We start from the raw sequence: 23,455 nt of genomic DNA, 5'->3' as shown, positions 1-23,455 counted from the left end.
CATATCGAAATTTTTTGCGGGAAATATTCGCCGTTTAATCGGCGTAGCGCACCGTGACGTAGGTGCCTGGAGCGTCACACAGCACGTGTGCAGACTTGATCGGCTTGGTTTTGACGGGTGCACCCGAGCGCTGCTGGATCCACTGGTCCATGGCCTCCCACCACGAGCCTTGCACCACGGGCGTTTGGGCCACCCAGTCATCCGGATCGATCCAGCCAGACCCATCCTCCACGCTGGCGATCTGGTAGCTGCGACGCGGGCGACCAGGCTCCGAGACAATCCCTGCGTTGTGCCCACCAGCGGCCAGAACAAAGGTCACATGCGTGTCCGTTTGCAAGTGAATTTTGTAGACCGACTTCCATGGAGAGACGTGGTCACGCGTCGTGCCCACCACCATCATGGGTGCATCAATATCCATCAGCGCCACCGTCGCACCCGCAAACCGGTATTGCCCCGAGGCCAGCGCGTTGTTCAGAAACAGCGAACTCAGGTATTCGCTGTGCATGCGCGCGGGCAAGCGCGTGGTATCGGCATTCCAGCTCATCAGATCAAAACTGGCATCATCCTCTCCCATCAGATAACGCCGTGTATTACGCGACCAGACCAAATCCTTGGAGGCAAGAAACTGGAATGAACCGCCCATTTGCTTGCCCGACAGATAGCCTTTTTCGTTCATGCTCTGGCGCAGATTGGCCAGCTGGGCTTCATCGATAAAGACACCCAGCTCTCCGGGCTCAGAAAAATCCGTCTGCGCCGCCAGCAAGATGACGGAGCGCAGGCTGGGCATGTCCGCTGGAATCAAGGCCTGCTCTTTGGCTGAGCGTGTTTTCTTGCGCTGTATCCGCCCCAAAGCTGCGGCAGCAATCGCCAAGAATGTTCCCCCCAAGCAATAGCCCATGCTGTGAATGCTGGTGGCACCCGTGACGGTTTTCACGGCCGCCATGGCCTCCAGGACACCGCGACTCAGATAGTCCTGCATCTTCAGCTCCCGGTCTGAAGCAACCGGATTGCGCCAGGAGATGATGAACACCGTATGCCCCTGGCCAACCAGGTACTTCACCATCGAGTTCTGCGGCGACAGATCCAGGATGTAGTACTTCATGATGCAGGAAGGCACGATCAGCACGGGCTCCGGCAGCACCTTGTCCGTACTGTGGCTGTACTGAATCAGCTCGATCAGATGATTGCGAAATACCACCTTGCCAGGGGTGCATGCCACATCCTCACCCACAGCATATTCCAGAGGCTCCAGTGCTTGTGCGGGTGTATCGGCCTTGGCCTTGCGCGCAGCCTGCTGATCTTCCAGGTACAGCGCCAAGCCCTTGCGCAGACTTTCCCCACCCGTTGCCTGGGCCTTGGCCAGCACTTCGGGGTTGGTTACCGCCCAGTTCGATGGTGCCAACGCATCCATCCACTGCCGTGTAAAGAAATCCATAAGCTGGCGATGGTGGTGCGTCATGCCTTCCACCTGTGAGGCCTCACGCCACCAGCTATCGCTGGCCTTGAAGCCTTCTTTCATCGCCCTGTACGGCCACTGTTGCCATGCAGCATCTTTAAAGCGGGCATCCGCTTCACTCGAAGAGCCCACACTGGCTTTGGCCGCGTGCTTCGCCAATTCCAACGCACGCTGCGCCAAAGTCATCTGCTTGCCGGGCGCAGATGCCAGGTGCATCCACCAATCTGCCGTTGCCAAGCCCAGCGCCACCGGAGAGAGCCCCATGGTCGCAGCACTCAGCGCCGCACGCATGCGGTCATCCAAGGCCTGCGCAGCATTCGCTTGCCAATCGGTTTGGAGATGTTCAGCCGTCACTTCATCCTCAACATGCAGTTACAGTTTGTATCAGCCTGCATTGTCAGGAAAAGCCTCTGCGCCTGCCTGCGCAAAACTGCCTGTTTTGACCTCTATCAACCCCCAAGCACAGAGCATGCAAAGCTAGCGCTCCGTCCGCTCAGCGGTCTTGCGCTCCGGCATCTCACACGGCAACACCCTCGGTCTGTGCCGCCTCCAGCACCATGTGTGCGGCCTTCTCTGCCACCATGATGGTGGGTGCATTGGTGTTGCCGCTGATGATGCGTGGAAAAATCGAAGCATCCACTACCCGCAGGCCCTGCACCCCGTGCACACGCAGCTGGCTGTCCACCACATCACGATCTCCGGTCCCCATGCGACAAGTGCCCACCGGGTGGTAGATGGTGTCTGCCGTCTGGCGTACCCATTGCGCTATCTGGGCAGGTGTTTGCGCGGCAGCTGAAGCAGGTAGCTCCTGCGCACCATGTCTGGCCAATGCGGGCTGCGACAGAATGTGGCGCATGATTTGCACCCCACGCACGGTGCGCTGCAAATCGTCTTCGGCAGCCAAGAAGTTGGGGTCGATCGCAGGCGGCATCAGCGGATCTGCGTTGTGCAGCTGCACCGTCCCTCGGCTTTGCGGCCGCAGCACACAGACATGGCATGAAAAACCGTGGCCCCAGGCCGTTTTACGGCCATGGTCCAGCAGCTTGCCCACCACAAAGTGCAGCTGCAAATCGGGCTGCGCCTCTTCCGGGCTGCTGCGCAGAAAAGCCCCTGCTTCGGCAAAGTTGGTCGTCAAGATACCCGTGCGTTTGCTGTGCCACTCCCAGGCGCCTTGCGCCACATGCGCCAGGCCTGCGACCGACAAGCCAAACGACTGCGTCAACCGCGGCGCATTGGCTACGACGATCGCATCCAGGTGGTCATGCAGGTTTTCGCCCACCCCGGGCAAATCATGCATCGGCGTCACGCCCACTTGCTGCAAGTGGTCCGCCGGACCAATTCCCGAGAGCATCAAAATCTGCGGTGAATGCAGCGCCCCGGCGCTGAGCAGCACTTCCCGCCGGGCATGCACGGTGTAGCGCACGCCAGCGCGCACATACTCCACCCCTGTGGCACGCAGCCCGTCTTCCGTGGGACTGAGCACAATGCGCACCACCTGCGCTCCGGTACGCACATGCAGATTGCTGCGCTGCAAATGGGGCGTGAGGTAGCCCTTGGCGGCGCTATGGCGCTCCCCATTTTTCTGCGTCACCTGGTACAGGCCCACACCTTCCTGGCTGTGCCCGTTGAAATCGGGGTTGGCCGCAAAACCGGCCTGCACGCCCGCTTCCACAAAATCCGTACTCAAAGCGTTCGGGCGCTGCAAATCAGCCACATTCAAAGGCCCACCCTGGGCATGAACCGCATCTGCCCCGCGTTCGTTGTGCTGCGCTTTCAGAAACCAGGGTTTGACATCATCCCAGCCCCAGCCTGGATTGCCTTGCGCCGCCCACCAGTCATAGTCCAGGGGCTGACCGCGCAAGTAAATCATGGCGTTGACTGAGCTGCTCCCCCCCAACCCCTTGCCGCGGGGCTGAAAACCGCTGCGGCCATTCAAGCCCGCCTGGGGCACTGTCTGCATGGCCCAGTTGAACTGCTTGCTTTTGGCCATGCCTGCAATGCCTGCCGGGCATTGCACCAGGACGGCATCGTCCGAGCCACCTGCCTCCAGCAGGCACACCTGGTGCTGGGTGTTCTCCGTCAAACGCCCCGCCAGCACACAGCCTGCAGAACCCGCCCCAATCACCACATAGTCAAATGATTCGCTCATGCCGAGACCATCCCTTTCAGAAGGCACCAACGTTACGCCTTCTGTCAAATAATTTGGATACCATCTTCCCCGCATACCAATCACTAATGAGGGAGATAGATCATGAGCATTCAAACCGTAGGTATCGTTGGCGCAGGCACCATGGGCAACGGCATTGCACAGGCATGTGCGATGTCCGGCATTGGCGTGGTGATGGTGGATATTTCGGAAGCGGCCGTGCAAAAGGGCCTGGCCACCATTGCAGGCAGCCTGGATCGCTTGATCAAAAAAGAAAAAATCACGGTTGCAGACAAAGACAAGGCACTGGCGCTGATCAAGACCTCCACCCAGTACGAGGACCTGAAATCGGCACAGCTGGTCATTGAAGCCGCCACCGAAAACTACGACCTCAAGGTCAAGATCCTGCAGCAGCTGGACAACACGCTCGCCCCCGAAGTGTTGATTGCCACCAACACTTCATCCATCTCCATCACCAAACTGGGCGCAGTCACCCAGCGCGCCGACAAATTCATCGGCATGCACTTCTTCAACCCCGTGCCCATGATGGCGCTGGTGGAGATCATTCGTGGCCTGCAAACCAGCGATGCCACGCACGACGCCGTCAAGGCCCTGTCGGAAAAGCTGGGCAAAAGCCCCATCACCGTCAAGAATGCCCCGGGCTTTGTGGTCAACCGCATCTTGGTGCCCATGATCAACGAAGCCTTCTATGTGCTATCCGAAGGCACGGCCACGGCCGAAGACATTGATGCTGGCATGAAACTGGGCTGCAACCAGCCCATCGGCCCACTGGCTCTGGCCGACATGATTGGTCTGGACGTGTGCCTGGCCGTGATGGAGGTCTACCTGGAAGAGTTTGGCGACAGCAAGTACCGCCCTTGCTATTTGCTGCGCGAAATGGTGGCTGCGGGCCGCATGGGCCGCAAGACCGGCCAGGGTGTGTACACCTACTAAGCCCTCCTGCGCCACCCCACAACGCCCAGCGGCGCATGCCGCTGGGCGTTTTTTGTTTTGGCGTTCCGGCCTACGCCCTCTGGGGCAGGTGCCCCGTACAGTGAACCCTTTCACGCCGCAGCCCGGCGCTGCCCCATCCCCCCTCTCACTGCAGGAGACCGCGCATGACCCAATCACTGGACAAAGTGCTCTACACCGCCCACGCCCACACCACGGGGGGGCGCGAAGGCGCCTCGCGCACCGATGATGGCAAGCTGGACATCCAGCTGTCACCGCCCGGTGGCAGCGGCACGGGCACCAACCCTGAACAGCTGTTTGCGGCAGGTTACTCGGCCTGTTTCATCGGTGCGCTCAAAGCGGTGGCTGCACGCCAGAAGGTGACGCTGCCCCAGGATTTGTCGGTGGATGCCGAAGTCGATCTGGGCCCGGTCGGCCAAGCTTTCGGCATTGCCGTGCGCATGCAGATCAATCTGCCCGGCATGGACCAAGCACAAGCCCAGCAACTGGTGGATACCGCCCACCAGGTTTGCCCTTATTCCAACGCCACGCGCGGCAACATCCCCGTCACGCTGAGCATTCTCTAAGCCCTACAGCGAAAGCAACGCACCCGGCTGCACTTCATAGCGCTGGGTGCGCAAGTCAAAGCGGCCCTCAAAGTACAGGGGGCCCGCAATATCATTGCTGCGATAACGGGCCAGCCACAGGTCCGGTACGCACCCCTCCCACAGCAACCCACTGGGCACACTCGCTTGCAGCGCCGTCAAGACGGTCGCCATGGGCACTTGGCAACCGTAGTGGCCCAGCGTGATATGCGGCACATAGTGCCAACCCGGGTAAGGCGTCTGCGCCATCAGCACCTCGTGCACGGCCTGCAACGGTGCACTGGCCTCCACCGCCAGATAAGGCACCGTCGAAAAACTTCCCACACCCTGCACCTGCAGCGCAAATGGGGCACACGGTGCAGCCTGCAATGCCTGGACATCAGCGCGCAACTGCGCCTTGCCAAACGTAGCGTGGGTGTGCCCCCCCTCTACCGCCATCAGCCCGCGATAGGCCAACGTCACATGGAGCTGGCGCGCATAACGTGGCAGCAGCCAGGGCGCCAAGCTAGCCCGTGACCGCGTCAGTTGCGCCATCACAGCGGGCTGCTCCACACGCAGCACCCATACGGCACACCAGGGGCAGCCACGGTGCCATTCCACAAAATCGCGGTCTTCACAGGCTTCGGTCAATGGAGGGGGCGGCATCGGCATATGTGACCCAGTGTGCCAGCAAGTGCATCCCAGCGGTGCCGCCTCAAGCAAAAACAATAGCTGCCAACGCTTTCAACGCCTTGAATTCCGCATAAAAATCACCCAAAACCGCCTGCTAAAGCACGTGAACCGCTCTTCTTTTATTGAATATCAGGGGCAAACCCCAATGCGCACTGCAAGCCTGCCGCCAGCTTGGCGCGCCACCATAGGTGCATGAAACTGGCTTTGTTTTCCGACATCCACGCCAACCTGCAAGCCCTGCAAGCCTGCATGGCCCATGCGCGCTCACAAGGCACCACGCAACTGGCGTTTCTGGGCGATATGGTGGGCTACGGCGGCAGCCCTGCAGCCGTGCTCGACACCGTCATGCAAGCCGTGCGTGAAGGTGCGTGGGCCGTGCGCGGCAACCACGATGACTTGACCCTGCACCCACCCAGCCAAGCCCAGCACGTGGGCGAACAAGGCGCGCTGTGGACGCATGCCCAGCTGGCCCCCATCCACACCAAATTCCTGCAGCAGCTGCCGCTGCTCAGCCAGCACGACAACGTGCTGCTGGTGCACGCCAGCGCCCACCAGCCAGAGCGCTGGCCTTACATAGACAACAGCGTGCTGGCCGAGCGCAGCATGGCTGCCGCCAGCGATATCGATGCCCGCATACGCTACGTCTTCAGCGGCCATGTGCACCACCATTCGCTGTACTACCTCACGCCCACAGCCAAGCTCATGCGCTTTGTGCCGCAGCCCGGTGTTCCCATCCCCGTGCCCACGCACCGGCAGTGGCTGGCCATTGTGGGTTCCTGCGGCCAGCCCCGTGATGGCGATGTGCGGGCCATGTACGCTCTGTATGACAGCACCGCCGCCACCATGACCTTTCACCGCGTGCCGTACGACCATCTGGCTGCCGTGCACGCCGTGCAGCGCAGCGGCATGCCACCCGAATTTGCCGAGCGGCTGGAGCAAGGCCGATGAAAAAACTCCTGCCTGGCGCCGAGATCGACGGTTTTGTCGTTGAAGACTGCATCCACGCCGGTGGCATGGCCCACATCTACAGCGTGCGCTATGCCCAGGCCATCCATCCGGCCACAGCACCGGGCTTTCCCATGGTCATGAAAATTCCGCGCATGACCGCCGGTGATGGTGCCGAGAACATTGTCAGCTTCGAGATGGAACTGCAGATCCTGCCGGCCTTGCATGGCCCGCACGTCCCGCGCTTTGTAGCCGCAGGTGACCTGGTGCGCCTGCCCTACCTGGTGATGGAACACATGCGCGGCCACACCCTGCAGCATTGGCTGGACCAGCCCACGCCCTTGCCCATCGAGACCATCATCCAGCTCGGTGCGGCCATGGCCCAGGCTGCCCACCACCTGCACCAGCAAAACTGCTGCCACCTGGATCTCAAGCCGGGCAACATCCTCATCCAAGGCGATGGCAATGCCGTGCTGCTGGATTTTGGTCTCTCCTGCCACGCCCACTACCCGGACTTGCTGGCCGAAGAGCTGCGCAAGGCCGTCGGCTCCCCCGCCTGGATAGCCCCGGAGCAGATCGTCGGTGTGCGCGGCGATGTGCGCAGCGACATCTTTGCCATCGGCGTCATGCTGTACGAGCTGACCACCCGCGAGCTGCCTTTCGGCACGCCCGCCACCGAAGGCGGCATGCGCCAGCGCATGTGGATGGCCCCCACGCCCCCACGCGCCCTGCGCGCCGATGTGCCGGACTGGCTGCAGGAAATCATTCTGCGTTGCCTGGAGCCTATGGCCGCCCAACGCTACGCCACAGCGGCAGAGCTGGCGTTTGACCTGGTCAATCCAGAGCAAGTCCCCATCACCCGCCGCGGCATGCGCCTGCGTGGCATTCCCTTGCTGGGCAAGCTGCGCCGCTGGATCTCCGCTGCAGGGATGGAATACCAGCCCAGCCCCTTGCCTGTGCAGCAAATCACCGAAGTTCCCATCCTCATGGTGGCCGTGCCCCACAAGGACGTCAGCGATGCCACGCTCTACAGCCTGCGCCAGGCCGTGGCCCGCTCGCTCTCGACCCGCCCGGGCGCGCGGCTGGCGGTGGTCACCGTCATCTCGCCGTCAGCCAGCAGCACCACCGACAGCAGCCGCAGCGAAACCCAGCTGCACCGCACCCACCTGGCCCGCCTCAAGCACTGGGCCCAGGGGCTGGAGGTGGGCGGTCATGGCGTGAGCTACCACGTGCTGGAAGCCTCCGACATCGCCCAGGCCCTGGTGCGCTATGCGCAAGGCAACAACGTGGGCTTGCTGATTCTGGGCGCTGCCACCCACGGGTTGCAGATGCAGCGCCTGATTGCCACGGTTCCCATGCGTGTGGCGCGTGATGCGCCCTGCACCGTGATCTTGGTCAAGCAACAATTACCATTTGAGGCACTCAGTCAGTTGCAAACATCGCACACTGAACCAGATAGACATAGCGCGCGCTCACTTATCCATTAGCATTTACACGCAGGTTATTCATTGCGACGCGGCCGCACCATCCTGAGCCGCACTTTTCAGCCAATCCATGCATACCCCCGAGATTTGCATTCATTTGCATTGAAGTGCACCACCATATGAAATTTTTTGTTACAACAGCGTCATGCGCATTGCTGTTCTCGACGACGATCCGATTTTCCTGAAACTGGTGGAAGCCACCATTCACCAAATGGGCCACGCCACCATCTTGTTTGAGACGGGGGAAGACTTGCTGCGCGCCATGCGGCGTGAAAGCTTTGATCTGCTGATCGTTGACTGGCTGCTGCCCGGGCTCAGCGGCATCGAAGTGGTGCGCGCGCTGCGCGAAGCAGGCGGCAGCAAACTGCCCATTCTGTTCGCCAGCCAGCGCCATGAAGAGCAAGACATCGTGGCCGCCTTCAACGCGGGGGCCGATGACTTCATGATCAAACCGCTGCGGGTGCAAGAGCTCATGGCGCGCGTCACCGCGCTCATGCGCCGTGCCTACCCGGACGTGACGACCATGCGACTGGATTTCACGCCCTACCGGCTCGATCCCGTGGCCCGCACGGTGTACCTGCACGATCAGCCCATCGAGCTCAAGCACCGCGAATATGAGTTGGCGGAATTTTTATTCCAGAACTGTGGCCGCCTGCTGTCACGCAACCACCTGACAGAAGCCGTGTGGGGCAACATCACCCCCACCCCATCGCGCACACTGGATACGCATGCCTCCCGCTTGCGCACCAAGCTGCAACTGGGGCAGTTTCATGGCGATGGCCAGATTTACCAGCTCAGCGCCATTTATGGCCTGGGCTACCGCATGGAAATCCTGCCGGCCCCGGAAAACGTCGAGGCCCTTGGGCTGCCCGCGTAAGCGCGGCACCGCTCGCTCTCGCATCCACCACGTGCAGTGCAGCGCCCCACCTGCGCGGCTCGCACGTCCTTGTCGCTGCAGCCCCTGAGCGGTAGCTGGCCCCTGAAAGCTTGACCACCAGCCGGGGCCCATGCCTGCGCTGGCGGGTGCGCCAGGCCGTATGCTTGCCATCCTCCGCCACGTTGCCATGATCGCTTGCCTGCCATGAAGCTGCCCTCTCTGAGCCTGACCGCCAAAATTGTGCTCTTGGTGGCATCCATGGGGATTGCCTCCGCCATGGTCACGGTTTATGCCACCTGGCATATGCAGCGCATTGAAGCGCAGTACCACCAACTGCTGGAGCAGCAGGCCGCCGCCACCAGCAAGATTGGTGTGGTGCGCCAGCACCTGGCGGAAGCGTCTTCCCTGGTGCACACGGTACTGACCACCAGTGCTGAAGATCAAATACTCCTGCATCAAGAGCAGCTAGCACATACACAGAAAGCGTTTGAAGCCAATTTGATGGAGATTTACCCACTCTTGCCTGAGCACGAGTTGGCACTCAATCAGTTGCTGACACAGTCGCGCCACATGTTTGCGGCCGGCCAGCGCGTCATGGCTGCCAGCCTGCACTGGAACGGCGACCGGGGTTTGCTGATGCTCAGCCAGAGCTTCACCCCCTCCCTCAAAAACCTCGGGATGCAAGTCGTCAGCCTGCGCGCTGAAACGCAAAACGTGTTTGAGCTTGCCTCCCGCGAACTCGCCGCCGGCACCCGGCGCACGATCATCACCACCATGCTGGCAGGCTGGCTGAGCGTGCTGCTGATTTCGGCCGGGGCGGCCTGGATCGCCTGGCGCCATGTCTCTCGACCAATCGGCCGCTTGACCGCCAGCATGCAGCGCATGAGCCTGCACCACTACGACACGCCGATTGCCGACCAAACGCGCACCGATGAAATTGGCACCATGGCACGCACTCTGCAAGGCTTTGGCACTGCCCTGCAGGAAGCCGATGTGCTGGAGCGTGAACTGGCACGTCACCAAAAAAACCACCTGCTGATCGAGCACTTGCAACAACTCACCAGCGCCATCCCCGGTGCTGTGTTCCAGATGCGGCTGTCCCCCGGCGTGCCACTGCGCCTGCGTTTTGCCAGCCCCCAGTGGGCACAGCTGATGGGGGTGACCGTCAACAGCAGCACCGATCTGAGCATCGAGCACGCCTCGGACATCATTCGCCACCACGACCCGAAGGCCACGCTGATTGCCGAAAAGCACTTTGCAGCCAGCGCCAAAACGCTGGAGCCGGTGGATTTTGATGTCTCCATGGTCATGCTCGATGGCGTCACCCGCAGCATCAAAACACGCGCCAACCCGCACCTGGAAAGCAATGGCAGCATCACCTTCAATGGCGTCTGGCTGGATGTCACCAAGGAAATCATGCAGTCGCGGGCCCTGGAGAAGGCCAAACGCCAGGCCGAACAAAGCGCGAGCGAAAAATCCACGCTGCAAGCCAGCATCAGCCACGAAATCCGCACCCCGCTCAACGCCATCCTGGGGTTGACACAGCTGTTGCTCAAGGCCGACTTGCCGCAAGCCCAACGCGAACAATTGCACAACATCCTTCGGGCGGGCCAACACTTGCGCGGCATCATCAACGAGGTCCTGGATTTCTCGAAAATCGACGCAGGCCAGCTCAAGCTGGAGAGCACCGATTTCAGCCTGGAAAACGTGGTGCTGGATGTGCTCAGCATGTGCCAGGAAGAAGCCAGTAAAAAAGGACTGTCCCTGAACTACAAAATGGCGCGCGAAGTGCCGGACAGCCTGCGGGGCGACCCCCACCGTATTGCGCAAATTTTGCTCAACTACGTCAACAACGCCATCAAGTTCACCACTTCCGGGCATATCCATATCGGCCTGCGGCTCGACCCCAGCAGCACCCTGCACCGCATCGTGCTGCATGTCAGCGTCAAAGACACCGGGCCAGGCATCCCCGCCGACCGTCTTCCCATGCTGTTCGAGGCCTTCCAGCAGGCCGATAACTCCATTACCCGGCGCTTTGGCGGCACCGGACTGGGCCTGACCATTTCGCGCGCCCTGGCCCAGCTGATGGGCGGTGCTGCAGGCGTGCACAGCACCCTGGGTCAAGGCAGCACCTTCTGGTTCACCGCCGTGCTGGAGCCAGCCCGCCTGCCTGTGCCCCGTGCGCCCACGCATGCGCTGTCGCAGCAGGCACACAGCAGTCCAGACGCCTGGCAGGGCCTGCGCATTCTGGTGGTGGACGACAACCTGCTCAACCGCGCCGTGGCCGAAGGCATGCTGCATGCGCTGGGGCTGCAAACCGAAGTGGCCGAAGACGGTGCACAGGCGCTGCTGAAATTGCAGACGTTGGGCCCCGACTACTTCGCCTGCGTGCTGATGGATATTCAAATGCCGCACATGGATGGACTCAGCGCCACCCAGGCACTGCGTCAGCTGCCCGGGTTTGCCACTTTGCCGATCATCGCCATGACAGCCCACACCGCGGTACAAGACATTGAGCGGGCACTCGCAGCGGGCATGAACGCGCACCTGAGCAAACCGCTGCTGGAATCTACCCTGCATCACGTGCTGCAAGCCTGGATTGGGAACCCATCCGAGGCAGGCACTGCACCGGCCGACAAGGGCCCACAAGCTCTCTTGCCGCCGGATTTTGACCCCGCGGCCATCGATGCCCTGGCGCAACTGTTCGATCGTGCCAAGCTGCAGCAACTGGTGAGCCAGTTCACGCAAGACAGCCTACAACGCGCTCGCCAAATGCCTGCAATGGCAAAGCAGCACGACTGGCAAGCCATGCGTGCGGAAGCCCATAAGCTCACAGGCACTGCTGCCACCTTTGGCTTGATGCGCCTGGGTCACCTCTCGGCAGAGTTGTCCGCTGCACTGAAAGTGGCAGATGCCGAACGTGCGCTAGAGCTGGCCATTCTGGTGGATCAGTCCTCCCAAGCTGGCGTTCAGCGTCTGCAAGCGTATTGCCCCGCCACCCATCCCCACCCCTGAGCGCCATGCCCTACGCAAGTTCGCTGCCTTTCCACCCGGAGCTGATGTCCGCTTCGCAAGCGCAGAAAGTGCTGGTCATTGACGACGTGGAAATGAACGCCGCGCTAATTGCCAGCGTGGTGGGCACTTTGTGCGAGGTGCACACAGCCACCTCCAGCCAGCAAGGGCTGGACATGGCACTGCAGTACCACCCGGACTTGATCTTGCTGGATGTACTGATGCCAGAGATGGATGGTTTTGAGGTGTTTCGCAGGCTCAAGAACGAACCCCGCACCGCGCACATTCCGGTGATATTCCTTACCGGCATGTCCGATATCAGTGCCGAAGAAGTGGGGCTGAACATGGGGGCGGCAGACTTTATCGCCAAGCCCTTTCGCACAGCCGTTTTACTGGCCCGGGTGCGCAACCACCTGCAACTGGCCCAGCAGCGCAATTTGCTCGAGCGCTTGTCGCATTGCGACGGGCTGACAGGCATTGCCAACCGCCGCTACTTCAACACCATGCTCACGCGCGAGTTCAGCCGCATGCAGCGCCAGGGACTGCCGCTGGCGCTGGTCATGCTGGATGTGGACGATTTCAAGGCATTCAATGACCACTACGGCCATGTGCACGGCGATGAATGCCTGCAGCAAGTGACCCAGACCATTGCCCAATGCCTGCACCGCCCTGGAGACATGGTGGCCCGCTACGGCGGCGAAGAGTTTGTCTGCCTGCTGCCAGAGACCACCCACGAAGGTGCGCTCAAGCTGGCGCATGACATCCAGAGCGCCATCGCGGCCTTGCAGCTGCCACATGTCCAGGCCCAGGCTGCAGAGTTCGTCACCGTCAGCATGGGCGTGGTGTCCGCCCTGCCCCATGCGCTGCCCCACAGCCAGTATCTGCTGGCCATGGCCGATGAGCGGCTTTATCGCGCCAAGCGCGGGGGGCGCAACCGCATCGTCAGCAGCGATGCAGCTGACGTTTAGCTGTTCTTAGCAGTTACCACGGGTGCGGCACTCCGGCACCACCTGGCCTTGTGCATCGCGCCACTGCACGGCGCCGGGCGCTGCTGGCGCCGGAGCGGCGGGCGGCGTCTGCACATCGCTCTCGGCAGCAGACCTGGCCTTGGGCGCTGCCTGCGGGTCATGCAGCACGGTAGAGGTACCCACACCGGCCCCCACACTGGCACCGCCCACCGGCACAGAGGCCCCCACGCCGGCATTGCCCGTCACTTGGCCGCGCTGATTCACCCCAACGCCCACGCCCACCGGGCCGACACCGGTGCCAATGCCCGCAGACACACCACCGGTCCCCAGGCCAACGCCAATGTTGAAAGGACCCACTGGCACACCAATGCCCACCCCTGCAGAGGTTGAGCAACCTGCCAGCGCAAGCACCATCCCGGTCAACAGCAAAAGTTTTTTCATGCAATCCATTGTGCGCAGATCTGAGGCAACCCGCTCACCCTGGTCGGTTTGGCACCGCACTGCAGCAGCATTCAATCATCAAAATAAATAGCTTTCAGTGATTTACCAACAAGGGTTTGAAGCCAAAAACATCAAAAAACCCCGGCCGCTTGCACGACCGGGGTTGGAGCATGAGACGGCGTCTGGAACGCCAGGTTGGTTACACCAACAAAGCGTTCACGCGCTTGACGTAAGCCGCTGGATCTTCGGGAATGCCGCCTTCGGCCAGCAATGCCTGGTCAAACAAGATGTGCGCCAGATCGTGGAAGTGCACGCTGCCATCAAGCTTCTTGACCAGTGCATGCTCAGGATTCACCTCCAGCACGGGTTTGGAGGCGGGCATCTCCTGACCGGCTTGCTTGAGCATGCGTGCCAGCTGGGCGCTCATGCCGTCATCGGTCACCACCAGGCAAGCAGGTGAATCCACCAAGCGGGTGGTCACGCGCACGTCTTCGGCTTTGTCCTTGAGCGCTTCTTTGAGCTTGGCCAGCAGTGGCTTGAAAGCTTCCGCCGCTTCTTCTGCGGCCTTCTTCTCTTCTTCGTCCTGCAACTTGCCCAAGTCCACGGCCCCCTTGGCCACGGACTGCAGCGGAGTGTTGTCAAAGTGCGTCAGGTAGTTCAGCGCCCATTCGTCCACACGGTCGGTCATCAAGAGCACCTCGATGCCCTTCTTCTTGAACACTTCCAGCTGCGGGCTGTTCTTGGCGGCGGTCAACGTCTCTGCCGTGATGTAGTAGATGGCCTCCTGGCCTTCCTTCATACGCGCCTTGTAATCCGCCAGCGAAACACCCACCGTATCGGATTGGGTCGAGGCGAAGCGCAGCAGCTTGGCAATGCGCTCCTTGTTGCCCATGTCTTCGCCCAGGCCTTCCTTGAGCACCGCGCCAAACTCCGCATAAAACTGGCTGTACTTACCTTCCTTGGCCTTGTCGTCGGCATCCACCACATCGGTCACGCCATCGGCAGCTTCTGCGGCGTCATGCTTGTCGTGCTTGGCCAGGTCTTCCAGCATGCCGAGCACGCGCTTGACGGAGCCATCGCGGATCAGCTTCACATCGCGGCTTTCCTGCAGCAGCTCACGGCTGACGTTCAGCGGCAAATCGGCCGAGTCAATCACGCCCTTCACGAAGCGCAGATAGCCGGGCAGCAGCGCTTCGGCATCGTCCATGATGAACACACGCTTCACATACAGCTTCACGCCCGCTTTCTTTTCGCGGTGGTACAGGTCAAACGGAGCCTTGCCGGGGATGTACAGCAGCTGCGTGTACTCGGTGTTGCCTTCCACGCGGTTGTGGCTCCAGGTCAACGGGTCTTCAAAGTCATGGCTGATGGCTTTGTAAAACTCTTGGTACTGCGCTTCGGTCACGTCCTTCTTGGCACGGGTCCACAGGGCGCTGGCCTTGTTGACGGTTTCCCATTCGCCAGTCTTCTCCATGGCGCCGGGCTGATCGTTCTCGCCGTCCTTCCACTCTTCCTTTTCCATCAGGATGGGCAGGCTGATGTGGTCGGAGTACTTGGTGATCAGCTGCTTGAGCTTCCAGCCGTTCAGAAACTCTTGCGCGTCTTCGCGCACATGCAGCGTGATGCTGGTGCCCCGTACCGCGCGGTCGATCTGTTCCACCTCGAACTCGCCCGTGCCCCCGCTGACCCAGCGCACACCTTCGCTGGCCGGCAAGCCTGCGCGGCGGGTTTCCACCGTGATCTTGTCGGCCACGATGTAGCCCGAGTAAAAGCCCACACCAAACTGACCAATCAGCTGTGCGTCGCTCTTTTGGTCGCCCGAGAGCTTGTCCATGAACGCCTTGGTGCCGCTCTTGGCAATCGTGCCCAGGTTGTCAATGGCTTCTTGCTGGCTCATGCCAATGCCGGTGTCGGCAATGGTGATCGTCTTGGCGGCCGTGTCAAACGACACGCGCACCTCCAGATTCGGCTGGTCGCCATACAGGCTGCTGTCGTTCAGCGCTTCAAAACGCAGCTTGTCGCAGGCATCCGAAGCGTTCGAGACCAGCTCGCGCACAAAAATCTCGGGGTTGGAATACAGCGAATGGGTCACCAAATGCAGCAGCTGCGCTACTTCGGCTTGGAAGGAATGGGTTTGCTTGCTCATCGTTCTATCTTGGGCAGTCTTACGTAAGTCTCAATTATGCAAAGCCAGCGAACCGGCACAGTCCGCCATATAAGGGCGGACTGCTGTTCTTCAAGGCATTTCACACGTTGTCACGAGGCAACACTTCGAAGATAGCAATGCAAAAGCAAAAGAGAATTGTTCTCAGTCAGGAATAGAATCGCGGCCGCCCCACGCCATCTTGTCGCTGGGGCGCTAACACTGAAATTCTCATGTCCAACGCCTCAAAAACATCTAACAAGGCCGGACTGCACTGCGAACTGACACAGCTGGCCCTTGCTACAGGCCTGTGCATCGCTGGCGCGTCCGCTTTTGCGCAAGAAACAGCCACTCTGTCGACCGTGACTGTGCAGGAAAGCGCAACCCCCTCCCTCAAGACAGATACAGCACCTTCGGCCAAGTTCACAGCACCGCTGATTGACACACCCAAGACGGTGACAGTGATCAATGAAGAGGTCATCAAGCAAACGGGCGCTACCAGCTTGCAAGAGGCGCTGAAAGCCACCCCTGGTATCACCTTCGGTAACGGCGAAGGCGGCAACCCAAGCGGTGACCAGCCCTTCATTCGCGGCGCCGACGCACAATCGAGCACTTTCGTGGACGGCATGCGCGATATCGCAGCCGGTAGCCGCGAGGTTTTCAACCTGGAGTCTGTTGAGGTTATCAAGGGTGCTGACTCTGCCTATGCAGGCCGCGGCGGTGCAGGTGGCTCGATCAATCTGACCACCAAAAAAGCAAAGAACGACAACTTCATTGCTGGTGATGTAGGTCTTGGCACAGACAAGTACAAGCGAGCAACCCTCGACTTGAACCGCAAGCTGAATGAGAACACCGGCTTCCGTCTAAATGCTATGGCCCATGATGCTGATGTCGCAGGCCGCAATGGCCCCGAGAACAAGCGCTGGGGCATTGCACCCACGGTGACTTTTGGCATGGGAACGCCAACCGAAGTAACACTTTCTTGGCAGCATTTACAAACGGACGATATGCCAGATGGTGGTGTCCCTTACCTATACCGCAATACAGGTGGTGGTGTTGGTAAGAATGCAGAAAGCTTGCCCGGCGGTAGCGCCGTTCGCCCTGTGTATGGCAATAGCCGCGAAAATTGGTATGGCCTGAAAAATCGCGACTTCAGCAAAGAAAAGAGCGATCTGTTTTTGGCTTCAGTTGAACACAAATTTACGGAGACCAACAAACTGCGCAACAGCCTGCGTTATAGCAAGTCTCAGCAGGACTACATCTGGACCCAGCCCGATGACAGCAAAGGTAACGTCCTCAATGGTTACGTTTGGCGTCGAGGAAACTTCCGTATTGCAGATGTGAATACTTTGCAAAACGTGACGGAGTTCACGGGTAAAGAGCAAGTAGGCAATATTAGCCATAGCTACGCTTTAGGTTTAGAGCTTTCCAGAGAAAAATCCGAGTCTCAGTCCGGTGCTATTCAAAGTGGTGGCACATGCAATGCACCTTCTATGTGGTGCGCATCGCTGAGCAACCCTAATAGTTCGGTGCCATGGAACTTTGCTTGGGACAAAGGCCGCGTCACAACCAACAAGGTAAATAGCATTGCGTTGTATGGCTTCGACACCATGAAGCTCAATGAACAATGGCTGCTGAATGCAGGCCTGCGTGCGGATCACTACCGTGTTTCATCGACTGCTCCGTGGTATCGAAATCCTCTGGCGGCGCCTAGTGCCAATAACCCGCAACAAGCACTGGATCAGTCGCGTAACGATACGCTGCTTAACTATCAGCTGGGTACCGTATACAAGCCTGCAACCAATGGCAGTATCTATGCGAGTATCGGCACTTCCTCACGCCCAGTTGGCAGCTCTGTCGGGAATGGCAACGAAGATCTTGGCTTGAGCGACAACGCTAATAGTGATTTGAGTCCTGAAAAAACTCGCTCTATTGAGGTTGGGACCAAGTGGGATTTGCTGGATAAAAAGTTAGGCGTAAGTGCGGCCATTTTCCGCAATAAAACGACTAATGCACGTACTTATGAGGCAGGCAGCGTTGCTTCTATGAGTGCTGAGAAGGTAGTCAACGGCATTGAGCTCGGCTTCACGGGTAACTTCACCTCCGCATTGTCCGTTTTTGGTGGCTATACCTATATGGATAGCGAGCAGAACGGCTTGAAACAGAATTCGCGTGGCAATGTTGAAGCGGGTAACGGTATGCCTGCCACTAACACGCCCAAGCACAGCTTTAGCTTGTGGACTAGCTACAAACCTATGCAAAAGCTGACTTTGGGATTGGGTGTGTACGCTCAAAGCTCAGTTAACGCTAGTTATATTGAATCTAAGGTGGATGGAAGCATCGTCACCAAGGGCGTGAGTGGTTACAGCCGCTATGACGCCATGGCAAGCTACCAGTTCAACCCCAACCTCACCCTGCAAATCAACGTCTATAACCTGACTGACAAGGTTTATTACAGCGGTGTGCGTTCGCCCCACTATGCAACCATGGCTCCCGGCCGCTCAGCTGTTGCCACCCTCAAGTTCACTTACTGATGAGCTTGTGCAACACCTAGATTTGACCTAGGCTAGTTGCTCCCCACGAAGCCCCGCCAGCACCCGCTGTTGCGGGGCTTTTGCATACATACTGGCTGGCGCGCTGGAGCGCACTGGCTTGAACATTGAAAGGTTGCTTTCACCATGATGCTGCGCATCCCCTCCCTGCTGACCCCTGAAGAAGTTCGCGAATGCCGCCAAGCCATGGAAGCGGCAGATTGGCAAGATGGCCGTCTCACGGCAGGCCACCTGGCCGTGAAGGTGAAAAGCAATTTGCAGCTGCCCGTTGACAGCCCGCTGGGCGCCAAGATGGGCAACCTGATTCTGGACAAATTGGGCCATAACCCCCTGTATCTGTCTGCCGCCCTGCCGCTGCGGGTGCTGCCACCCCGCTTTAACCGCTATGAGGGCGGTGGCACATATGGCAACCATATCGACAACGCCTTGTTCGTCATTCCCGGCACGGCCATCAAGGTCCGCACCGATGTTTCCACCACGGTGTTTTTCAGCGAGCCCGATGAATACGAAGGCGGCGAGCTGATTGTGGAGGACACGTTTGGCCACCAAAGCGTGAAGCTGGCCGCAGGCGATGCCATCGTCTACCCCGGCACCAGCTTGCACCGCGTGAACCCTGTGACCCAGGGCACGCGTTACGCCTCGTTTTTCTGGACGCAGAGCCTGGTCAAGTCTGATGAACAGCGCCGCATGCTGTTTGACCTGGACCAGTCCATCCAGCAGCTCACCATGGATTGCCCAGAGCATCCCAAGCTCTCCGCCCTCTCTGGCACCTACCACAACCTGCTGCGCATGTGGTCGGAGGCCTGATGCCCAGCACCACCCTCAACGCGCTGGGCGAGCCGCTGCGCGCCGCGCACAGCCAGATTCCGCCCGACATTGCCTGCGCGGCGGATTACGAGCGCCATGCCGTCCACCATATCGAGGCACATGCGTGGCGGCACATTCAGGGTGGTGCCGACCAGAACCTGACTCTCACGCACAACCGCACGGCGTTTGACCAGCTGCGCCTGCTGCCCCAGCCCGTGGCCCTGGTGCACGATGCCCACACCCGCACCCACTTGCTGGGCCACGACCTGGCCAGCCCCATCTTGCTGGCCCCCGTGGCGTACCAGCGCCTGGTGCACCCCGAAGGCGAGCTGGCCACTGTGCGCGCGGCCATGGCGCTGCAAACAGGCATGGTGGTGAGCACGCTCTCCAGCCACACGCTGGAAGACATTGCCCAAGCGGGCCAGGCCGCAGCCGCCGAGATGGGCCAAGGCGCCCCACACTGGTTTCAGCTGTACCTGCAGCCCGATCGCGCCCACAGCTTGCAGTTGCTGCGCCGCGCTGAAGCGGCAGGCTACACCGCCATCGTCTGGACGGTGGATGCTTCCATCAAACGCTCCGGCTTTCCGCAGCCCTATGGGGTAGATGCCGCCAATCTGCGCGGCATGCCTACCAGCCAGCACACCAGCCCGCTGCAAGGCCCCATCCTGTTTGGCACACCGCTGATGCAGCAAGCCCCCACCTGGGATGACCTGCGCTGGCTGCGCGCCCACACGCAGCTACCGCTGTTGATCAAAGGCGTGCTCTCGCCCGCCCAAGCGCGCCAGGCGGTGGCGCTGGGTGCCGATGCGCTCATCGTCTCCAACCACGGCGGGCGCGTGCTGGATGGCGTGGTCAGCCCCATGGAGGTGCTGCCGCACATTGCGCAAGCCGTTGGCCCCGAGATTCCGCTGCTGCTGGACAGCGGTGTGCGCTACGGCACCGATGTGGTCAAAGCCCTGGCGCTGGGTGCCCGCGCTGTGCTGATCGGCCGCCCGCAAATGCACGCATTGGCCACGGCAGGCTTGCTGGGCGTGGCCCACATGCTGCACTTGCTGCGTGCCGAACTGGAGCTGGCCATGGCCCACCTGGGCTGCGCCAGCGTGTCGGCCATCACCCCCGAGGTGGTCTGGCACACGCCGCCCATGGGCAGCGCACCACGCAGCGGCGGATGAGTGCCGTTGCAAAATGTGTCAAAAACACCACGCGATACCCTGAGCTGCCTCTCAGCGATGTTTCTTGACAGTTACACCTGAACCATAACGCCTGCAGTTTTCATAGCATGCGTGCAAGTGGGCGGATCTGCCGCCAACTGTCACTGTGCACGCTGTGCAGGAGGGCTTATGCCAACAACAGTTCAAAAATGGTCGGCCGAATTCATCGGCACCTTGTGGCTGACCTTGGGCGGATGCGGCAGCGCCGTCCTGGCCGCCGCATTTCCAGACGTCGGGATCGGCCTGGCAGGCGTATCGCTGGCCTTCGGCCTGACCGTGGTCACCGGTGCGTATGCGCTGGGCCCGATCTCCGGAGGTCACTTCAACCCCGCGGTCTCTGTCGGCCTGGCCATGGGCGGGCGTTTCGCCTGGCGTGAGCTGCCCGGCTACGTCATTGCCCAGGTGCTGGGCGCGATTGCCGGCGGCGGCATTCTGTATGTGATTGCCACAGGCAAGGCTGGTGCCGACATTGGCGGCTTTGCCACCAACGGTTTTGGGGAGCACTCCCCCGGCGGCTACAGCATGACAGCCGCCCTGGTCACCGAGGTGGTGATGACGGCCCTGTTCTTGATCGTCATTCTGGGCGCAACCGCCAAGCGCGCAGCCGCCGGTTTTGCGGGTCTGGCCATTGGTCTGTGCCTGACGCTGATTCACTTGATCAGCATCCCCGTGACCAACACCTCGGTCAACCCTGCCCGCTCGACCGGCGTGGCCGTGTTCGGCCCCGAAATCGCCATGAACCAGCTGTGGCTGTTCTGGCTGGCCCCGATTGTGGGCGCCATCATCGGTGCGGTGATCTACCAAACCCTGCTGAGCCGCCGCAACGACGAATAAGCCAGGACGCGCACCGCACACGGTGCCGCAATAAAAAAGGGAGCTGCTTGCGCGCTCCCTTTCTTGTTTTCAAGACCTAAACACCTTGAAATGCTTTAAACACCAGCGCGAAGCGCTATGTTTATGGCTTTTTCTTGAAATCGCCCTCTTCCGGACGAATCACACGCACCGGTGCAGCCTTGCCCTTGAGCGATGAAGGCGCACGGTAAGTGCGGATGCCGCTGTACGAGCGGCGAATCTCGCCTTCGTTGTTGGCGTAGTCTGGGCGCTCTTCACGCACCGGCTGGCCAGGGCGGCCACGGGCGCCACCGAAGTTGCGTTCTTTGTTGAAGCGCGGGCGATCACCGCCTGCACCACCTTCACGGCGGGGGCCGCGCTCGTCGCTGTTGAAACGGGGACGGTCCGAGCGGCCAGCGCTACCTTCTTCGCGGCGTGGACGGTCACCAAAGCTGCGCTCTGGACGGGGACCGCGCTCATCGCGGTTAAAGCGGGGACGGTCGCCGCCTTCTGGGCGGGGCGCGCGGTCATTGCGCTCATTGCGGTCGTTGAAGCGGGGGCGATCACCACCGCCAAAGCCGCCTTCACGGCGTGGGCCGCGTTCGTCGCTGTTGAAACGGGGGCGGTCCGAACGGCCAAAACCACCTTCTTCGCGGCGTGGACGGTCGCCAAAGCTGCGCTCTGGACGGGGGCCGCGCTCGTCGCGGTTAAAGCGGGGACGGTCGCCGCCTTCTGGGCGGGGCGCGCGGTCATTGCGCTCGTTGCGGTCGTTGAAGCGGGGGCGATCACCACCACCAAAGCCGCCTTCACGGCGTGGGCCGCGCTCGTCGCTGTTGAAACGGGGACGGTCCGAGCGGCCAAAACCACCTTCTTCGCGGCGTGGACGGTCGCCAAAGCTGCGCTCTGGACGGGGGCCGCGCTCATCGCGGTTAAAGCGAGGGCGGTCGCCGCCTTCGGGGCGTGGGCCACGGTCGTTGCGGTCGTTGAAGCGGGGGCGATCACCGCCGCCAAAGCCGCCTTCACGGCGTGGGCCGCGCTCGTCGCTGTTGAAACGGGGACGGTCCGAGCGGCCAAAGCCACCTTCTTCGCGGCGTGGACGATCGCCAAAGCTACGCTCTGGACGGGGGCCACGCTCGTCACGGTTAAAGCGTGGGCGGTCACGATCCCCACCTTCAGGGCGTGGGCCACGGTCGTTACGTTCGTTGAAGCGGGGGCGGTCGTCATTGCCACGGCGCTCGGAACGCTCGCCTGCAGGACGGGAGGCGCCGTCAGACTGGGGGCCTCGGGAATGGGGGTGGTCTTTGAAAGACATGCTCGGCTCTTGGAGTTAGGCCGCTATTGTCACCCCGCTTGCACAGCCTTGCTGGCCGCTCAGACTATGCCCTCGCATCCAGGGGCTCTGCCAGCGCCGTGCGCTTGGCCGCTGCAAAGCGCCCCTCCCGCAGGGCCTGCAAGTCCATGACCCTCAAACCGCCATATTCCACCTGAATGGCGGCATGGCTCTCCAGCGTGGCCAGCGCCTCATTCACGCGCTGGCGCGACAGGCCCACTAGGTACGCCAGCTCTTGCTGGGTGATGCGCAGCACCGCCCCCACAGCCGGGTACAGCACGGGGTTGAACAGGGCCGCCAGACTGCGCGCCACACGCACATCGGGGTTGCTGATGCGGTCGATCTCCCGCGCAGCAATGAACTGCCCCAGGCGTTCATTGAGCTGGTTCATGATGAAACGGTTAAAGCCCAGGGAGTTGTCCAGCAGCCATTCAAATGTTTCCAGCGGAATGCCGGCCAGCGTGCTTTTGCGCAGCGCCTGAATGTTGTATCGATAGCACTCGCGCTTGATGCACGTGCCCTCGCCAAACCAGCCGCCCGGCGGCACACCGGTAAAGGTCATGGTCAGGCCGTCGATGTTGTCGCCGCTCATTTTCAGCAAGCCATCAATCAGCCCCAGCCAGTACGTCACTTTCTTGCCTGCGTGGCTCACATATTCACCCGCGTTGGCCTGCGTCACCTGCAAGGCAGCGACCGCGCGCTCACGCTCGCGCGGCAGCAATGAATGCATCCACGGAATGGCTTCGATTTCTTCTGCCGTCGCAGCGCGGCGGCGTTGGTACAAGGAAGTGCTTGGGCTCATAGGTTGCAAGCATGTGCGCGAGCGCTTTGTCGTAGCAATGGGGTTTGCCACGACAAACTGTAGCGTCCTGGACAGCGTTTCCTGATTTAAGTCAAATGCTCGCAACGATGCGCTATATGCCGCCAAAATACACGGAAAAACCCGATTAGGTCTTTCCCGAAAAAGTCATCGCAAAGACAAGAAAACGTCAAAGTGCCACCTACGATGCCCTCAACTCGTGAA

At 60.8% G+C, this 23,455-nt stretch carries 18 protein-coding genes; 11 read left to right on the top strand and 7 right to left on the bottom strand.

Annotated features, from left to right (window positions below):
* Nucleotides 1-34: 34 nt before the first annotated feature.
* Both AC27VO_RS01120 and AC27VO_RS01115 read right to left on the bottom strand, forming a co-directional pair.
* Entirely contained in the window at nt 35-1,810 is a 1,776-nt protein-coding gene (locus AC27VO_RS01120; protein WP_488664869.1) for a PHA/PHB synthase family protein, read from the bottom strand.
* A gap of 163 nt (nt 1,811-1,973) precedes the next feature.
* Nucleotides 1,974-3,605: a GMC family oxidoreductase gene (locus AC27VO_RS01115; RefSeq protein ID WP_488664868.1), complete on the bottom strand. Its 1,632-nt coding sequence runs from the start codon at nt 3,603-3,605 to the stop codon at nt 1,974-1,976.
* Between the two features lie 102 nt (nt 3,606-3,707).
* Here AC27VO_RS01115 and AC27VO_RS01110 point away from each other — a divergent pair, with 102 nt between their 5' ends.
* Both AC27VO_RS01110 and AC27VO_RS01105 read left to right on the top strand, forming a co-directional pair.
* Nucleotides 3,708-4,556, top strand: coding sequence for a 3-hydroxybutyryl-CoA dehydrogenase (locus tag AC27VO_RS01110; protein ID WP_488664867.1), 849 nt, complete (start codon nt 3,708-3,710; stop codon nt 4,554-4,556).
* Between the two features lie 164 nt (nt 4,557-4,720).
* Nucleotides 4,721-5,140 (top strand): organic hydroperoxide resistance protein, encoded by a 420-nt coding sequence (locus AC27VO_RS01105; protein WP_488664866.1) that lies wholly within the window; start codon nt 4,721-4,723, stop codon nt 5,138-5,140.
* Nucleotides 5,141-5,143: 3 nt separating this feature from the next.
* Here the strand turns inward: AC27VO_RS01105 and AC27VO_RS01100 are convergent, their stop codons facing one another.
* Nucleotides 5,144-5,809, bottom strand: coding sequence for a 2'-5' RNA ligase family protein (locus tag AC27VO_RS01100; protein WP_488664865.1), 666 nt, complete (start codon nt 5,807-5,809; stop codon nt 5,144-5,146).
* Between the two features lie 213 nt (nt 5,810-6,022).
* On the opposite strand from AC27VO_RS01100, the gene AC27VO_RS01095 reads away from it, so the two are divergent.
* The 5 genes from AC27VO_RS01095 (at nt 6,023) to AC27VO_RS01075 (ending at nt 13,116) form a co-directional block, all read left to right on the top strand.
* Complete coding sequence (locus AC27VO_RS01095) at nt 6,023-6,778, top strand: metallophosphoesterase family protein (RefSeq protein ID WP_488664864.1); 756 nt, start codon at nt 6,023-6,025, stop codon at nt 6,776-6,778.
* A complete protein-coding gene (locus AC27VO_RS01090; RefSeq protein ID WP_488664863.1) occupies nt 6,775-8,262 on the top strand; it encodes a serine/threonine protein kinase in 1,488 nt (495 codons plus the stop codon). Before AC27VO_RS01095 ends, AC27VO_RS01090 begins: the two co-directional genes overlap by 4 nt.
* A gap of 142 nt (nt 8,263-8,404) precedes the next feature.
* Nucleotides 8,405-9,136, top strand: a complete 732-nt coding sequence (locus AC27VO_RS01085; protein WP_488664862.1) for a response regulator transcription factor — start codon at nt 8,405-8,407, stop codon at nt 9,134-9,136.
* A gap of 204 nt (nt 9,137-9,340) precedes the next feature.
* Complete coding sequence (locus AC27VO_RS01080) at nt 9,341-12,151, top strand: ATP-binding protein (RefSeq protein ID WP_488664861.1); 2,811 nt, start codon at nt 9,341-9,343, stop codon at nt 12,149-12,151.
* 5 nt (nt 12,152-12,156) lie between these two features.
* A complete protein-coding gene (locus tag AC27VO_RS01075; protein WP_488664860.1) occupies nt 12,157-13,116 on the top strand; it encodes a diguanylate cyclase domain-containing protein in 960 nt (319 codons plus the stop codon).
* 6 nt (nt 13,117-13,122) lie between these two features.
* Here the strand turns inward: AC27VO_RS01075 and AC27VO_RS01070 are convergent, their stop codons facing one another.
* Both AC27VO_RS01070 and htpG read right to left on the bottom strand, forming a co-directional pair.
* Nucleotides 13,123-13,557 (bottom strand): hypothetical protein, encoded by a 435-nt coding sequence (locus AC27VO_RS01070; protein WP_488664859.1) that lies wholly within the window; start codon nt 13,555-13,557, stop codon nt 13,123-13,125.
* Between the two features lie 199 nt (nt 13,558-13,756).
* A complete protein-coding gene (gene htpG / locus AC27VO_RS01065) occupies nt 13,757-15,703 on the bottom strand; it encodes a molecular chaperone HtpG (RefSeq protein WP_488664858.1) in 1,947 nt (648 codons plus the stop codon).
* Between the two features lie 230 nt (nt 15,704-15,933).
* On the opposite strand from htpG, the gene AC27VO_RS01060 reads away from it, so the two are divergent.
* From AC27VO_RS01060 to aqpZ, 4 genes are all read left to right on the top strand, one after another.
* Entirely contained in the window at nt 15,934-18,234 is a 2,301-nt protein-coding gene (locus AC27VO_RS01060; RefSeq protein WP_488664857.1) for a TonB-dependent receptor, read from the top strand.
* A gap of 144 nt (nt 18,235-18,378) precedes the next feature.
* Nucleotides 18,379-19,059 (top strand): Fe2+-dependent dioxygenase, encoded by a 681-nt coding sequence (locus AC27VO_RS01055; RefSeq protein ID WP_488664856.1) that lies wholly within the window; start codon nt 18,379-18,381, stop codon nt 19,057-19,059.
* The gene (locus tag AC27VO_RS01050; protein WP_488664855.1) at nt 19,059-20,231 is read left to right on the top strand and encodes an alpha-hydroxy acid oxidase; all 1,173 of its coding nucleotides are present in this window, start codon (nt 19,059-19,061) and stop codon (nt 20,229-20,231) included. The genes AC27VO_RS01055 and AC27VO_RS01050 overlap by 1 nt, the downstream gene beginning before the upstream one ends.
* A 168-nt stretch (nt 20,232-20,399) precedes the next feature.
* Nucleotides 20,400-21,104: an aquaporin Z gene (gene aqpZ, locus AC27VO_RS01045; RefSeq protein WP_488664854.1), complete on the top strand. Its 705-nt coding sequence runs from the start codon at nt 20,400-20,402 to the stop codon at nt 21,102-21,104.
* A 121-nt stretch (nt 21,105-21,225) separates the two neighbouring features.
* On the opposite strand, the gene AC27VO_RS01040 is transcribed toward aqpZ, so the two are convergent.
* Nucleotides 21,226-22,413 (bottom strand): hypothetical protein, encoded by a 1,188-nt coding sequence (locus AC27VO_RS01040; RefSeq protein WP_488664853.1) that lies wholly within the window; start codon nt 22,411-22,413, stop codon nt 21,226-21,228.
* A 64-nt stretch (nt 22,414-22,477) separates the two neighbouring features.
* Entirely contained in the window at nt 22,478-23,233 is a 756-nt protein-coding gene (locus tag AC27VO_RS01035) for a Crp/Fnr family transcriptional regulator (protein ID WP_488664852.1), read from the bottom strand.
* Nucleotides 23,234-23,455 lie beyond the last annotated feature (222 nt).

The organism is Comamonas sp. 14P8.1.4 (assembly GCF_057799285.1).
This window is presented reverse-complemented; position numbering and strand designations above follow the sequence as displayed.